Here is a 14195-nt window from a genome sequence, read left to right as displayed (position 1 = left end):
GCCTTACGGGGGTGCGGAGCGTTATGGCGTGTAAAGTACCCAGTAAAAAAGACGTTCTCATAAGGAAATCAAGGGAGCACCATGCAACTGATGATCTTGCGCATAGCGCAGGGGTGAACAATTGCCGACGCCCTCATGGGGACGTAACGTATTGTAAAAATTGATCCATGCCTCTGCCGCCCCGAGAAAGTGGCCCAGGCTGTGATACGAACGGCGGTCAGCTACTGCGAGCTTGAAGGTGCCCACAAAACGCTCGGCATAGCCATTATCCGTGGGCGTGCCGGCACGACTCATCGATTGCAGGAATCCTTTTTGCAACAACAGATCTCGAGTACATTGTGCTCCATATTGTTTGCCTTGATCGCTATGCCAAATGGCGTCAGCCGTAGGAAAGGTCATGGTCTCAATGACGCTGGTCACCAGATCGGCGCGCATATGATAATCAAAAGCTAACCCGAAGATTTGGCGCGTCTGTTTCTCCAGGGCAAAACAGCCTCGTACGCGTGATTGATCCGCGAGATGCACTTCAAAAATGTCGGAAAAAATCACCTGGTGCGTGTCCTCCTCGCTCATGTCTCGGACTAGATTTGGAGCCGTCTGCGTCGCCTTGCCAGGATAGACATACTTCTTCTTTTTGCGTCGAGCGGCGATGCCATATTTGTGCATCACTCGTTTGACGCGATTCTTTCCGGTGTTGATGAGCTTCGCTAGTTTGCGATGCCCCAGTGTGTCATCGAGTTCCTGCCAACCCTCAATTGCGACGACGAGCTGCTTATCCATCTGCGGTCGCTTAAGCTGCAGATACAGACTACTGCGAGCGATACCAAGAGCACGGGCGAGTTGTGTTTTGTTGATCGGACCACCAGAAGCGCAGAGGGTTCGCCCAAGTTCCACTTTCTCATGTGCGCTTAATTGCCCAGTAGCCCGCGGGATTTTTTTAGCAGATCATTTTGCACGGTGAGGTCACCAATGAGCTGCTTCAATTCTTCAGGAGATTCTCCTGGTGCATGGCCCTGTGACTGGTTCCGTGTTTTGGGATCGCGTTGATCGGCAAAAATCTCTGGCCCTTTTTGTTGAAATTCTTGACGCCATCGGCTGATCACCGAGCTGGCCAGGCCAAACTTTCGGCACACTTCTTCCAGGGTGGTCTCGCGCTGAAAGCTTTCCATGACGACTTTAAATTTAAATTCCGGCGTATACGTTTTCCGCTTGCTTGCCATGTTTCCGTACCTCTCTTCTTTCACCGTCTATTGTACCAGGTACGTTACAGCGGCTGGTGGGATGGTGCGGCTGCCTGCGCGTTTCGCCTTGATTGTCGTGTCTGTATCCCGTGCATCGTGTCTGCCTGTTCCTTTCTTTTCTCCCTGAGTAGTGATGCCACAATTCGCTTCCTGGAGGGAGATGACTCCCTGTCTCGTGTGCCTGGTCGCCGTTGCTTGTATCAGTTCTCACAAGGATGGGATCAGCAAGGTGATCTCCTGGTCCTCTCATTGACGAATGCGCTCTTGTTTGGGTGTATTTCAGCTGGTCGCGAGCCAGGAGCCGCTCGTTGTCTCAACCGGGAGCCTGCTTGGCTCCTCCTGCTTTCAACTGGCTGGCCGGCCGACCGCTCGATACAGGTGCAGTATGGTGGGAGGACATAGAGGCCTCCCGCTCTGTAGAACGCCGCTTTACAGGTGCCTTGTCTGGTGGCCGAGACTGGAGGCGAGGATCCTCGTTGTGCCTGCTTAGTCCGTTGTTCTACGTGGATCTTCCTCTTCGTGCTCCGGTGGGGGAAGCTCATAGGTGCACATGTCGATGATGACCTCCATGCGCTGGAGTTCGTCGGCGTAGGCCTGGTAGGCCTCGTCGCCCTCGAAGGTGGTTGCCCAGGAGAGGACGACGTAGCCGGTGTGCTGTTTGCAGGACCAGCCCCAGTCGAGAATGGTGAGTGTCCCGGGGGCGTGCGCCGCGCGAGCCTGCTCCAGGCCGGCGACGAGGCTGAGCAACTGGTTCTGTGCGCAGATGAGGTGCAGGCCATAGACGGCCGGGGTGTCCAGGAGAATGCTCATGCGACACCTCCGATCTTCGCCTCAGTGGTAACGGTCTGCGTCATCCACTTGGCCAGCAGCTTTTTCGCCACACTCAGTTCTTTGTGGAGCGGGTGGCGCTGGCTCGGGGTTTGTGTCTCGATAGATGGGACCGTGTCGGACTCGTCGAGGAGGCTGTAGCGCTGCATGTGATAGCGGGCGCTGACCAGCAGCCAGGCGATCGGGTTGGGTTTGGAGAGCGCCTCTTCCAGACGCTCGATGACGACGAGCATGCCCTCGCTGACCAGGTCTTCGCAACTCGAATGCTGCAGGCGACCGGTGAGGCGGGTGGCATAGCGGGCGATGGGCGCGTGGTATTGGGTGATCAGCGCGTGCCGTGCCTGGATGCCGCCATGGCGGGCCTGGCTGTGCAGGGTTTGCTGGGGAGAAAAGTCATCATGGTAAGCTGCATCCGCACGTGACGGGGCAGCATGAGATTGGGACATAACCTGGTCCTTTCGCCATATTTGGCTACAGATAGCTGCATGGCTTCAGGACTGGCAGACAATGTGCGATAATGTCCGAAGCCAACGCAGTACACATTCTACTGTCGTTGGTCAGGCGCCGATCTGACCTGGACCGTCATTTCGGTGCCGCTTAGTTTGTTGCTGTTGTTATTGAAACTAGTGATTATACTTTTCTTGCAAGCTCTATTCCTCTAAATTCACCTAAATCCGATTGCTTATACAGCAGTTGTTTCCTCGGTTTTATCTTATGTGCCTTGATAGACGGCTTTACATTTGCATAAAACAAATGTCTAGGGATACCTAATGATTTTGCTACCTCAGATGCGTTAAGATATATTTCTCCTTCCAGCTTTATCATTCGGCTTCATCTCCTACACAATAAACATAATTTACACAATCTACACATTTATTTTAAATTCAAAAAGGGTAACTGTCAAGTGTTAAGGCACTTATTTTCCTGAATATTAATAAATTACACAAATTACACATATGTTGGTGTATACTAGTAAGGTAGCCGATCTAGAAGGAGCCTTGTTTTATGCCAAGGAGAAAGAAACTTGAGAACCTGGATGAGGAAATTGCAAAAGTATATTATACAGCTAAGGAAGCCCAGCAAAAGTTGGGCATGGATAGAGATAAATTTAATTACACTATCAAAACCAGGAAAATTGAGCGGATACCATTCCTTGGAGGGTATGGATATTATCGCAAAGCGGATATAGATGACCTTGCTGAAGAAATAGAGGCATTTCTAATAGCTGGAGGGAAAGCGAGATTCGAATATAAGGTAGCAACGCTCGAAACTCTCGAAGATGAAATGGAATTAGCAGCCCTTAATTTTTCAAGGAAGAACGCTGAAAAAACGAGAGAAATGCGACTGGAATTTCTGAAAGCTAATCCTGAGATAACCCATTATTTATATCGAGATAGGGATTTGGTATCTTCAATTAATTTTATCCCTTTTACGCATGATGCCATTTTAGAATTCAAACAAGGTCAAAGGGGATGGGCTTTAGGATCCCATAGGATTATGCAATTTCAATCAGGCCAAAGGCTTGAGTGTATTATCATTGACATGATGACGTCCACTAAGGTTATACCAGAGCAAAGGGATCGATATGCCGCATATCTTTTAAAGAATTTTGCTCAAAAAACTATGATTGAATGGGCAAACAGTGGAGTGGATATAGCAACTGTTGATGCTTGTGCTGGAACTGTTGATGGTGCTAACATTTTGAAGCAAGCTGGATTCGAATATATTGGTAAGCATGCGGAGCGAGATATATATCACTTAGATGTCGATGAATCAAACTTGCCTCTGCTCAAAAATTATAAAGCTGCTTTATCCAAGCACAAACAACGTTCAAAAAAGAAAAATGACGATCAGAACAAATAATATAGAGGCCAGAATGTACTCGGTGTTCTCGTTTGTTCATATGCTATGGCGCTTCATTTTTGCCTCTATTTATTGTGATAGACCTATGCAGACATGGCGTTTGAAAACATTGTAATGTGTTTTAGAGTCGGCTCCAGGATCTCTGATCATACGGAGACGTTCCAGTTACACTGAGAGAGATACTGACGAAGATCACATTGCTGCAAGATCAACTGCTGTATGGAAAGATGCATACCCATGCTGATGTGGCGCTGTTGCTGTGCCAGTACCCCGTTTTATATGGCAATATTCGTCGCGATCAGGGATATTCTGATACAGCCATTACCTTTCTGGACAAAGCTATCGCGTTAGCCAATGAAAGAGGCTATACTGAGCTTGGTGCTAAGGCCTATTACTTAAAAAAAGGGTACGCCGAGTTTGATAAGTGGGGTATCCAGCCCGATTGTCTGGAAGATTGCGCCAATCTGTATCGAGCGCAAACCTCGTTTCAAGCTGCCCTCTCGCTTGCGAAAGGGAGCCAAAACAAAAACGGATTTCATGGTCCGTTATGGAGTGCCGTTCTGGCCGAAGCGGGATTAGTGCATGCCTATACGGCTCAATCAGGAACGGAGAAAAAACAGGCGTTACAAACGATCGATGATGCGAGCTCCTGTATAGGGAGATCCGATTTTCAGCGGGATTGGCAATTCATGAATGTGAATGCCGAATGGTATCACATCGATAAAGCCGAAGCATATGTGGCGGTCCAGTGGGGGAAAGAAGCGCTCCGAGAGATCCACCATGTTGATCGCAGCGATGTCCAGAAGAGACGTCGCTATGTCTATACCGATATTGTCGAGGCTGATGCGTACCTGGCACAGGGCCAGATAGAGATGTGCGTTGCCTGCGCGGGGAATGCGTTGAGCTTGCTGGACGATATCCAATCGTTTGTGTTTATCACACGGATCGCCAACATTCATACGGCTTTGATACATGACTATCGATATGAGAATAGCCCTGATGTCGCTCGCCTGGGCGCTGAGTTATTGAAAGTGCAGCATTTCTATTTGTTTCAATAAGTTCAGTGATAATAAGAATCGCTATGAATAAAATACATCAGGTCAACATCTTTTTTGTGTGCTCTATGTGTTTGCTTGTGGCAGTTCTTCGGCGTTCCTGACCCCTGGATCTGGTACGATGCGTTATTTGGCCGCTTTTAGGAGGACAATCTAGTTACTGTCTATCTCCTCTTTTAGCAATTCATATTCTTGTTTATCATAACAAGCAAACGTCATACGGTGCGTATCCACGGTCCATTTTTCGACGCCGCTGTCCGCTAGTCCTTTGGACATTTCCAGATAGCTTGTCTTTCCCTGATTATGCAGATCGAGATGTGCTTGCGCTTTGTTACTGTCGCTCACTTCATGAATAGGGAGAATATCGTGGACGGCAGGCGAGACAACCTTGTGCCCATTCTTACCAAAAAACTCTGAGTGGCCATCAGTGACATATGAATCATATTTTTCAACACCAACAGCCCGAAGTGCTCGCACGTATTGAGAGAAACTCTCCATAGTGCCAAGACGATCATGTATCTCATTGAGTTGCTCAAGTGTAAACATAGATGCATTCTACCATGACTGGAGGCTGGAAACTACACGTCGAGCCTCATGCTGCGAGAAAATGAGAGTATTGTTATAGATATTGCCCATATTGTTATAGTTTGTGGCTCTCTTTAATCATCATAGTAATATTGTAATCGTCTTCATAAATCAGTGGAACGTTAATTTGGATGCATTTTTGAAATGCCGTAATCTCTTCTTGGGAAAGTAGCATGTAACGTCCACGGCTAACTCGCTTGAATAAGGGTTTGGTAATCCAGTATGCATTTTGTTGATATCGCTTTCTTACATCATAGAAGCGTGAGCGCATATTGATACAATGATAGTTTACTGTGGCGTCGAAGCTGCCATGGTTAGACCCTTTGCTAATACCTGGGTTAGAATTCATATATTCATCATATAGATTTGCTAAGGATACCGCCTGTTTATCTGCGCCGATTTTGAAGGCTGCCTCAACAATAAGATCGATCTTATTGCTGTTATCGCTCTTTTGCTGAATGGATGGTGGATATTCTCCTGCTGGTTTTTCTCCAGATGTAGCAACAGGTAGATGTGCTGCCTCTAGATAAGCATTGGTAAGAATGTCAAATAAGTTCTGGTCGATCTTGTGCAGATAATTTCCCTGTCCCACTTCTCCATAGTGTTGTTCGATAAGCGTGAGGTGTTGAGGAGCGTGGCGGACAAATACACTTCTCCAGCATTGCAGTGAAAGAGTACCATTAACGTTGTAAATGCTAATTAAGCCAGCCATATCGTCGCGGAGCCGCGGTAAAAGGGTGAGTCGGTGCGATTTTCCATGATATGTTTGTAGCTTTACAGGTGCGATCCTCTCAAGGTTGCGCGCCCAGTCGCAAATATATACAAAAAGATCTCGCGTCGCTGCAGGCACTGTATCAATCTCCGCCGCGAAATCCTCAATGCCATCCACTACATATCCTTTTTCTTGCGTCTGTGGATCTGAGAGGTGCTTAAGATCGTTGGCAGTAGAAGAATTAGTTATCTCTTTGTTCGTGATGGTTGGTTGAGTCTGGATAAGTTTAGAGGCTCTGGTATCAATGGCCTGGCGAATGTCCTGCGTAATATAGAAAAATGCCTGATCCTAGTTTTTCCAAAGTGTGACGGGAATAGTATCGCGTGGAAGCATCTGGAGATGGTTGAACGGTGCACCAGTAATGTCGACCGGCCTGAGCAAGATGGGAAGCACGGTCGCCGAATCTGCTTCATGACGCTGCATGGCCTGTTTCATTTCATAACTATAGCAATAATCAGAGGAAATAAAGTCTGAACTAATGAGGAGCAGAACGACGTCGGCATCTTTTAAAGAGGCATCAATGGCTTGCTGTCTGTTGACGCCTGCTACAATTTCGTACTCATTCCATGTCTCGATTACCTTCTGACGTTTCAAACTGGTCAAGTGACGATCCAGTTCATCTCGGAGTTTTTTATCTTCGCGTGCATAACAAAAAAAGACATGGAGAGGGTGCTGTAATTCGACATTCATACTTATCTCTCGGCTTTTTAGATTTTGTTGTAAAAGATCATAGCATATTTGCATATGATAAGTAAGTGTAGATATACGCGTAATTATATTTTGAATGTTTATTTGGCGAAGCAAGTTTTCGTTCTGTCTCCTTCGTATACGTGTCTGTTCTAAGAGCAAGCATAATGTTAGGCATTGTTTCTGTATCAGTATGGGCTTTAACAGCTTCATACGTTCCCATAAAAGGACAATTAGGATGTTTCTATTCACCTCTCTGCCATTTCCCTCATAGACAGATGAGATCATATGTTCTAAAATATAGAAGTAATACTTTTGGTTGTTATGACCCGCCTTAATAGTACTGTAGTGCTTCTTTCCGGGCGTTGATCGTTTATAGTGGTTGGAGAGATCTATGTTCTGGCGAGGAGTTGTAGGATGTTTTACCGAAGAAAGATATTGCTAGCTCTTCTTGAGGCCTTTGGTGGCTCTTTAGATATGCTGGATTGTCAAAAACTTTTGCTCTTGCTCTGTTTGCGTAGAGGGAAACAGTATTATGATTTTTTCCCTCATGCCACCGGGAACAAGAGTTTTATTCTGGTACAAGATCATAACAGGCTCATTGATCTGGGCTTGTTGGCAGCGCAGGATAATTTTCACTTAGCCGCTGCCGGCCCATATATTGATCAGGTGCAGGCGAAAGATCGCGCTGTCTTATATGCATTGGCTGCAGAGATTGGGGCGTTACGTGGTGAAGCACTCCTTCATAAGGCTGCTCTAGAAGCTCCCCACTACTTTTCTTATGGTCCACTTGGAAAACCGCTATTTTCTAACCCGAGGGACGAATATCTTTCTGCCAACTGGACCGAATCCCAGGAACCCACGTTTTTCACTATTGGGTATGAAGGTCTCTCTATCGACGCATATCTTGGCTTGCTGATCTCCAACAATGTCGCTGCCTTGATTGATGTACGGAAAAATCCTATCTCGATGAAATATGGTTTCTCGAAAAAGAAACTCTCGTATTTTCTGAGTGATGCAGGTATCACATATATACATGTGCCAGAGCTTGGTATTCCTTCCAATCTTCGACACGACTTGCAGAGTGAATCTGATTATCGTCAACTCTTTAATTTCTACTCTGAGCATATTTTGCCTGAGCAATCGGAACAACTTACCAGGCTTAAACAGATCGCTAAAGACGATAAGCGTGTTGCAATCACCTGTTTTGAAGCTGATCATATGCATTGCCATCGCCATAGAATCGCAGCATATCTGGCCAATGAACCTGATTTTCACGTACCAATTATTCATCTGCACAGTGAGGATGCACGCACTATCAATCAAGAGAGCAAAAATGCCCGCAATGGACTTTTGGATAGAAATACATTATATTCATCTGTATAATGTATTCTCTGCTAGTTCATTGGGGGTGCAACGTGTATCTACCGGAAGAGATACCCGGCGCGAACGTGTTAATCACCGTAAAAACGTACCCTTTACCTTCGAGCAAGTATGATGAATTAGTATGTACAGCGGGTTTTCTTTCTGATGGGAAATGGATTCGCATCTATCCTGTTCCGTTTAGAGCCCTTCCCTATGGGAACCAGTATTCTAAATATCATTGGGTGAGGGTGGATCTGGTTCGTAATAGAAAAGATTTTCGCCCGGAAAGTTATCGCCCGAAGCATGATGTAGAGAGCCTGCACGTCGGGGAGAAGATCGACACCGGCAAAAATCGTGACTGGCAAGAACGAAAGAAGTATGTCCTGAACGAAGTGTTCACCTTTATGGAAGAGATTATCAGGCTGGCAAAGAGCGATGCCAACAAATCTCTGGCCACCCTCAAACCGCGCCGGATTGAGGACTTGATTATCGAACCAGACGAGCGTGAATGGAAGCAGGAATGGAGGGATCAACTGCTCCAGTACAACCTGTTTGATTTGGATGAGCAGGGACAGGGAAAGACACGCAGAATTGTTCGTAAACTCCCCTACAAGTATTTTTACAAGTTTACCTCTGATGGAGATACCAGACCTCACAGACTCATGATCGAGAACTGGGAATTAGGGGCCTTATACTGGCGATGCTATGACAAATATAATCACGATGAGAAAAAGGCAAACGCCCTGGTCCGAGAAAAATATCTCGACGAATTTCGGACTAAGGACATCTACTTTTTTCTGGGAACGACCCAGCTGTACCATAAAATTGCTTCCAATCCATTTATTATCATTGGCTTATTTGTTCCACCCAAATCTCGTAACAGCGCGTTAGAGGATATTCCATCTAGCTCGCTGCGAACTGATGGGATACAGCAACAGCGTCTGTTTGACTAACTCTGATTGCAAATCAATCTTGCCCATAGTCAGCATAGTTAACTTATTGATCACCAGGTAGCGGCTAGCGACAGAAGGTACACTGGTTCAGTACTCAGTTTTTACTCGTGCTTGAACTCTTACAGTTTCCTATTGAAGGATCATGGAGAGGTAATGACGAATCCGCGTTGTCCTTGTGTGATCCTCCTGCCAGGCCTTTAAAGGAAGCCAGATGTATCTTAACCCGATAAAACGTGCTGCGATGCGATAGCGTACCGCAAACTCTTCAGGTGTAATGCGTATTTCCGTCTCTCCCAGGGCTTGCCGATAATATTCTGCTTGCTCTAGGGTTGGAAAGAGATGAGGGAGGTCCAGATAGAACGATCCATAACGGGGAAGTTCCCAGTCAATAAAGTATGGGGTGTTCTCGTATATCATGACATTGCTGGGGTTTAAATCAGCGTGGACCAACGTTAGCATGTTGTTTTCTTGATAGAGGGCATCCATCTCATCGGCAATGATAGCAGCTGCGGCTTCAACTTGGGGAATCTCCGTACCAAAAAGCTGGATAAATACCGAGTTATGAACGACACGTTCCCAGGCCGGACGCCAGAAGCGCTGTTGAATGTAGGTTGTCACGTATGAGCGATCGGCACGAGGTAACCAGGAAAATGCCTCTCGTTGACCGCGATTGGCAACATGGATAGCAGCTAATCCCTGTGCTTTCTGCAGAAGCAGGCTTGGCGGAGAGGCTTGCTCGGATGCAGATTCTGGTAGCGGATTGAGATCTTGCAAGCAGAGCAGAGCGGGGCCATCTGTTGTGAGATCCAAAGTATGGCTGAATGGGATTGCTTGCTGACCTTGCTCGTTTAAGATAGTGAGGATGCTTCGCTCAAGGAGCCCTGCCTCCTTTGTTACCAATGAAGCCTGTTTCGGCCCTTGTGGTGCTTTGAGTGTGATCTGATGGCGCTGGATTCTGGCACCTGAGAGCCCTGGCGTAATTGGCACTGACGCAACATGCTCTATCTGCGCTTCTGCTGAAACGTGACGAGTAATGGTCTCCTGGAGCAGATGGATTAGGACATCATGAGGTAGAACGCTCGGTGTATGATCCATGATACATGCCTTGCCTTTGTACATTACCTGTTTGAACGAAGCTCCAGGCCATCGTCCGTATCAACATAGTCGCCAGATTCTACCTGGTCAGCCAGAGTAGAGAGCAAGTGCCCAAAACTGGGAAAAAGCGTTCGCGATGGGCCACACTCGTGATCCCAATCGATGATCTGACCAATAGCACCCCCACATCAGGAGCCATGTCCAGGCAACAAAAATTGCCAGCTCGATCCATAGCAAAGGGGATCCATCTAACAATTCGCGTGATGCGGGTACCCCTCGGTTGACCCATGGGGAGGAGCATCGCGCACTCCTTTCTTATCGGTACTCATAACCGTCTACCCGATGCAGACGGCGCATATATTTCGGATGAATATCGATCTTCCTTAGAATGAATGATGGTCGATAGCGAATGGCGATACGCCCCTGGAACGTCCCTTTTGGCGTGACCGCCTTGACCATATCACCAGTCCGATACCCGAGATACGTCCCTTTTCGGCCTTTGTGTTGCTTGGGAAAACCGAACTTATCGGTGACGCACATTTGTCGTCTCCCATGTCCTGTCGCCCGAATGAGCAATGGATGGATCTGATCGATTTTCAATACCTCCGGGGTGCTTTTGCCTACACAGGCGGCGTCACCCCAATGCGTCTTGGCCATCTTGCGCTGGAAGCGATGAAACTTGGTCAGGCCACCCGAACCAGTTTCTACCGGCAACCCCGTCGCTTTGAGCCGATCTAGCAGTGCCCACCGCGTCGCATTGACGGCGGCAGCATCCTTAAGCGGACGGCGTGCCTGCACCAGAATCTTCTCCAGGACGATGGGCTTCTTTTTGAGAAAGACCCGAATATCCTGGGTCCCCTTGGCCGTGTTGCACTTTTCACAGGCCAGGGTCAAGTTGCTTATCCGGTTCGTGCCACCGTTGGCACGCGGGTGAATGTGCTCAACCTGTAAAGGACGATCCGTCGCTCCACAGTAGGCACACGTGCGACCCCACTTCTCGAGCAGGTATTCTCGCACCTCGAAGCCCATGAGCGTCCCCTGCTGGTATTCAACGCCTGTGATCTCCGGGTTCTCCATCAGTTGCATGTCGAAGCGGACTAACTCCATACTCATCGCGGTGATGGCACAGAGTCGGGAGAGGCGCTTGACCCAGGTCAGCACATTGGCGATACGGCTGAACAAGGATGGGGGAAGCCACCCTTTGGGGACTCGACGATTCTGCCATCTCGCTTTGCGATAGCGGGCCTTACGTCGTCTCCGCGAGCGTCGAACGACTCTGCGATCATCCAGGCTGGCTTTGATGGCCTGTCCCCGATGCGAGAGTTCAGCGGCAAAGACCACCTGGCCTGACGCATCGTTGACAAGCGCGATCCCCGTCGTTCGGGAGCCTGGATCGAGCTTGAGACGCAACGGGTGGACAACCAGTTCAACCACGTCGGTTTTCAGGATGATCGTGAAGGGGAAGCGCCTCCACACAGCGGCCTTTCCTTGTGACAATAAGCGTCGTGCCTCTCCCGGATGAACCGGGTTCAGTGGCTTCTTTGTGGTATCAAGCAGGAATACCTGTGACATCGTTAATTGCTCCTTTCAGAGCCTCCCGTTGCCGGGGTAATGTGTGCCTCGTCAATGTTCGAGAGGGTTTGGCGTCAACCGCACGTCCTTCACCCCGTACAGATGTTTAACGGCTGACCGTAGCGGGCAGGGCTGGCATGCACCCTGCCGTACCTATTTCCTCCCGAACGGAGCCTGTATTTCAAGGCTGAGACTGGTCAGGTGTGGGCTTGCTTTCACAAGCCCCCGCATGTATGCGTGGGGTCCCTGACTGCGGATGCCACCAGACGGGTTGAATCGGACCTGTTTCCCAATCTTTGCACAGGCGATCAAAGAAATAATAAGGTTTGCGCCTTTCAAATACACCCTTTTTCCATAACTGTTGCATTTCCATCCATGTTTTCACGACCTTCTGCAATGGAAGAAGTTGCATGTGTGAGACAAAGTCCAGCCAGAATTGGCCGTTGTGTATACGGTAGAAGGCCGTAAAGTCGGCAGGTAATGTCATACCCAGGATTTCTTCTGCTAGTTGTATATCCCTGTCAGAAATTCCAGGGACAAACTTGGGCCAGGTATAGGGCGCATGATGCTGCATCCAGGTCTCAATGCGGCACCAACTGTGTTGAATTGCGTCCATTCGCTCTCCTTTTCAAGTTTTTTCTCAAGCAAAGGCTTTCCGAGGTCTTTGCTGCTCCAATAAGCTATCTGGTTCATTGGGTAAAAGAGGCATTGCAGGTTGGGGTTGAGTGGATTACTGCCTCTATGAAGCAATTCCTTCTGAAAGAGATGTCGTTGGAAATTTTATTTTCCATGCGTATTATTTACTATCGCAATTGTCTATTATGAAATATATCTATATAATACAGTATAAAGAGGAATTGTTGGCGTTATAATGCTCTACAAAGTAAATAATATAGGTAAGGCATATGATATTTCAAAATGATGGGCAATCTTCGATTTTTAATACTTCCTGGTTACGGCAGCATCCCAAAACCATTCCTCCTCAACTAAAGGCGTTGCGCGAGGAGTTTGTGCGGCATTTCCCCAGCGAAAACCTGAGAAACATGACGCTTGACCAGTATGCCATGGGGAAACCCGAGAGTTTCTGCAATTGGTTAGAATTCAAGACCAAAGTCTTGGGAAGTATCAGTGGTGGTAGTTCTGCCAAGTTTGGTGTCTGGTGGAGTAAAAGCGAGAATCGTTGGCGTTGGAATAGCGCATATCAGGATGAAGAGGATGCTTTGGCGGCGATGAAGTCTGGTATATGTGCCCTGATTGATGCAACAGAAGCACAACAGTTTGCGTCCCTCGATGCTGTGGGGGCCAAAATGCTTGGCGCACGACGTTATTCACTGCGGGCGAAACCCCTCTATCTTTACTTCCCTGATCATTTTCTGCCTATCGCCAATCCTGAGCACCTGCGGTATTTCTTACGCCAGTTTGGAGAAGAGCCGCAAGGCGACCTCATGGCATTGAATCGTCAATTACTAACTTTCTTGCGGTCGCAGGCCCTGTCTGATGGTTTTGATACGTTTCAGATGATGGTGTATCTGTATGAGAATCATCCTCCTCAAAAAGGAGTTGCCGCTCCTGTTGAGACAGCTCTTCCTGAAACTCCTTCGAAGGAACAACCTGAATTCGTTGAACCTCCCAGTAGTAATCGTACGAAGGTTTTTATTAGTTATAGCCACGAAAACAGAGATGAACTGGAGCGCCTACGTGTCCATCTGAAAGCGGCCCAGGTAAATAGCCGGATTGAGTGGTGGGATGATACTCAGATCAACCCAGGGCAAGATTGGCAGAATGCTATCAGAAAAGCGATCGATGCCACCCGGGTCGCCGTGCTGCTTATAAGCGTCGATTACCTGGCTTCAGATTTTATTTTAGACAACGAACTTTCTCTGCTATTGGGAGCTTCAGAAGAAGAAGGTGTGACAATCCTTCCCGTTATTATTGGTCCGTGTCTGTTTCGGCTCACCAACCTGGCGCGTTTTCAGGCCGTGAATAACCCATCTACTCCGTTGAGTAAGATGACTACACACGAGAAAGATGAAGTGTGGATGAGGGTGATTGAAACGATTGTCAATGCGGACAACTCCTGAGGCTTTTTCGATGCCGTTTATGATGCAGGATGTGAAGGGTAAGTTTATTATCGTGGTAAATCGGTCAATAAAAATGAATGTCTGACTTATGTTTGTAG

General features: G+C 47.7%; 15 protein-coding genes and 1 pseudogene. 5 read left to right on the top strand and 11 right to left on the bottom strand.

The genetic code is table 11. The features are described from left to right. Window positions 1-57 precede the first annotated feature (57 nt). The 5 genes from AABA21_RS05910 to AABA21_RS05890 form a co-directional block, all read right to left on the bottom strand. On the bottom strand, window positions 58-894 hold the full coding sequence (locus AABA21_RS05910; protein WP_338247663.1) for an IS3 family transposase: 837 nt from the start codon (window positions 892-894) through the stop codon (window positions 58-60). A 14-nt stretch (window positions 895-908) separates the two neighbouring features. Then, window positions 909-1220 carry a transposase gene (locus AABA21_RS05905; RefSeq protein WP_338247664.1) on the bottom strand — a complete coding sequence of 104 codons (312 nt, stop codon included), beginning with the start codon at window positions 1218-1220 and terminating at the stop codon, window positions 909-911. Window positions 1221-1727: 507 nt separating this feature from the next. Further along, window positions 1728-2051: a hypothetical protein gene (locus tag AABA21_RS05900; protein WP_338248061.1), complete on the bottom strand. Its 324-nt coding sequence runs from the start codon at window positions 2049-2051 to the stop codon at window positions 1728-1730. Further along, complete coding sequence (locus AABA21_RS05895) at window positions 2048-2515, bottom strand: RNA polymerase sigma factor (protein ID WP_338248060.1); 468 nt, start codon at window positions 2513-2515, stop codon at window positions 2048-2050. The genes AABA21_RS05900 and AABA21_RS05895 overlap by 4 nt, the downstream gene beginning before the upstream one ends. A gap of 184 nt (window positions 2516-2699) precedes the next feature. Continuing rightward, window positions 2700-2894, bottom strand: coding sequence for a hypothetical protein (locus tag AABA21_RS05890; RefSeq protein ID WP_338248059.1), 195 nt, complete (start codon window positions 2892-2894; stop codon window positions 2700-2702). A 180-nt stretch (window positions 2895-3074) separates the two neighbouring features. Between AABA21_RS05890 and AABA21_RS05885 the strand changes: the two genes are divergently transcribed. Together AABA21_RS05885 and AABA21_RS05880 are read left to right on the top strand one after the other, a co-directional pair. Continuing rightward, entirely contained in the window at window positions 3075-3932 is an 858-nt protein-coding gene (locus AABA21_RS05885; protein ID WP_338248058.1) for a hypothetical protein, read from the top strand. A gap of 197 nt (window positions 3933-4129) precedes the next feature. Then, the gene (locus AABA21_RS05880) at window positions 4130-4990 is read left to right on the top strand and encodes a hypothetical protein (protein ID WP_338248057.1); all 861 of its coding nucleotides are present in this window, start codon (window positions 4130-4132) and stop codon (window positions 4988-4990) included. A 150-nt stretch (window positions 4991-5140) separates the two neighbouring features. On the opposite strand, the gene AABA21_RS05875 is transcribed toward AABA21_RS05880, so the two are convergent. From AABA21_RS05875 to AABA21_RS05865, 3 genes are all read right to left on the bottom strand, one after another. Beyond that, window positions 5141-5533, bottom strand: coding sequence for a DUF1398 domain-containing protein (locus AABA21_RS05875; RefSeq protein ID WP_338248056.1), 393 nt, complete (start codon window positions 5531-5533; stop codon window positions 5141-5143). Window positions 5534-5627: 94 nt separating this feature from the next. Beyond that, window positions 5628-6461, bottom strand: coding sequence for a hypothetical protein (locus AABA21_RS05870; RefSeq protein ID WP_338248055.1), 834 nt, complete (start codon window positions 6459-6461; stop codon window positions 5628-5630). A 171-nt stretch (window positions 6462-6632) separates the two neighbouring features. Next, window positions 6633-7034, bottom strand: a complete 402-nt coding sequence (locus tag AABA21_RS05865; RefSeq protein WP_338248054.1) for a toll/interleukin-1 receptor domain-containing protein — start codon at window positions 7032-7034, stop codon at window positions 6633-6635. 414 nt (window positions 7035-7448) lie between these two features. On the opposite strand from AABA21_RS05865, the gene AABA21_RS05860 reads away from it, so the two are divergent. Both AABA21_RS05860 and AABA21_RS05855 read left to right on the top strand, forming a co-directional pair. Beyond that, window positions 7449-8417 (top strand): DUF488 domain-containing protein, encoded by a 969-nt coding sequence (locus AABA21_RS05860; RefSeq protein ID WP_338248053.1) that lies wholly within the window; start codon window positions 7449-7451, stop codon window positions 8415-8417. 32 nt (window positions 8418-8449) lie between these two features. Next, a complete protein-coding gene (locus AABA21_RS05855; protein WP_338248052.1) occupies window positions 8450-9349 on the top strand; it encodes a hypothetical protein in 900 nt (299 codons plus the stop codon). Window positions 9350-9478: 129 nt separating this feature from the next. On the opposite strand, the gene AABA21_RS05850 is transcribed toward AABA21_RS05855, so the two are convergent. From AABA21_RS05850 to AABA21_RS05840, 3 genes and pseudogenes are all read right to left on the bottom strand, one after another. Further along, entirely contained in the window at window positions 9479-10444 is a 966-nt protein-coding gene (locus AABA21_RS05850; protein ID WP_338248051.1) for a phosphotransferase, read from the bottom strand. Between the two features lie 248 nt (window positions 10445-10692). Beyond that, window positions 10693-12016: pseudogene (gene iscB / locus AABA21_RS05845) on the bottom strand (RNA-guided endonuclease IscB). 181 nt (window positions 12017-12197) lie between these two features. Continuing rightward, the gene (locus AABA21_RS05840; RefSeq protein WP_338248050.1) at window positions 12198-12632 is read right to left on the bottom strand and encodes an SMI1/KNR4 family protein; all 435 of its coding nucleotides are present in this window, start codon (window positions 12630-12632) and stop codon (window positions 12198-12200) included. Window positions 12633-12921: 289 nt separating this feature from the next. Between AABA21_RS05840 and AABA21_RS05835 the strand changes: the two genes are divergently transcribed. Further along, the gene (locus AABA21_RS05835; RefSeq protein ID WP_338248049.1) at window positions 12922-14097 is read left to right on the top strand and encodes a toll/interleukin-1 receptor domain-containing protein; all 1176 of its coding nucleotides are present in this window, start codon (window positions 12922-12924) and stop codon (window positions 14095-14097) included. Window positions 14098-14195 lie beyond the last annotated feature (98 nt).

The sequence above is a fragment of the Dictyobacter halimunensis genome (assembly GCF_036245075.1).
This window is presented reverse-complemented; position numbering and strand designations above follow the sequence as displayed.

Coding starts and splice junctions, on each gene's coding strand:
- AABA21_RS05905 (WP_338247664.1), bottom strand. CDS start 1,220: ATGGCAAGCAAGCGGAAAACGTATACGCCGGAATTTAAATTTAAAGTC.
- AABA21_RS05860 (WP_338248053.1), top strand. CDS start 7,449: ATGTTTTACCGAAGAAAGATATTGCTAGCTCTTCTTGAGGCCTTTGGT.
- AABA21_RS05835 (WP_338248049.1), top strand. CDS start 12,922: ATGATATTTCAAAATGATGGGCAATCTTCGATTTTTAATACTTCCTGG.
- AABA21_RS05840 (WP_338248050.1), bottom strand. CDS start 12,632: ATGGACGCAATTCAACACAGTTGGTGCCGCATTGAGACCTGGATGCAG.
- AABA21_RS05850 (WP_338248051.1), bottom strand. CDS start 10,444: ATGGATCATACACCGAGCGTTCTACCTCATGATGTCCTAATCCATCTG.
- AABA21_RS05890 (WP_338248059.1), bottom strand. CDS start 2,894: ATGATAAAGCTGGAAGGAGAAATATATCTTAACGCATCTGAGGTAGCA.
- AABA21_RS05900 (WP_338248061.1), bottom strand. CDS start 2,051: ATGAGCATTCTCCTGGACACCCCGGCCGTCTATGGCCTGCACCTCATC.
- AABA21_RS05875 (WP_338248056.1), bottom strand. CDS start 5,533: ATGTTTACACTTGAGCAACTCAATGAGATACATGATCGTCTTGGCACT.
- AABA21_RS05885 (WP_338248058.1), top strand. CDS start 3,075: ATGCCAAGGAGAAAGAAACTTGAGAACCTGGATGAGGAAATTGCAAAA.
- AABA21_RS05895 (WP_338248060.1), bottom strand. CDS start 2,515: ATGTCCCAATCTCATGCTGCCCCGTCACGTGCGGATGCAGCTTACCAT.
- AABA21_RS05865 (WP_338248054.1), bottom strand. CDS start 7,034: ATGAATGTCGAATTACAGCACCCTCTCCATGTCTTTTTTTGTTATGCA.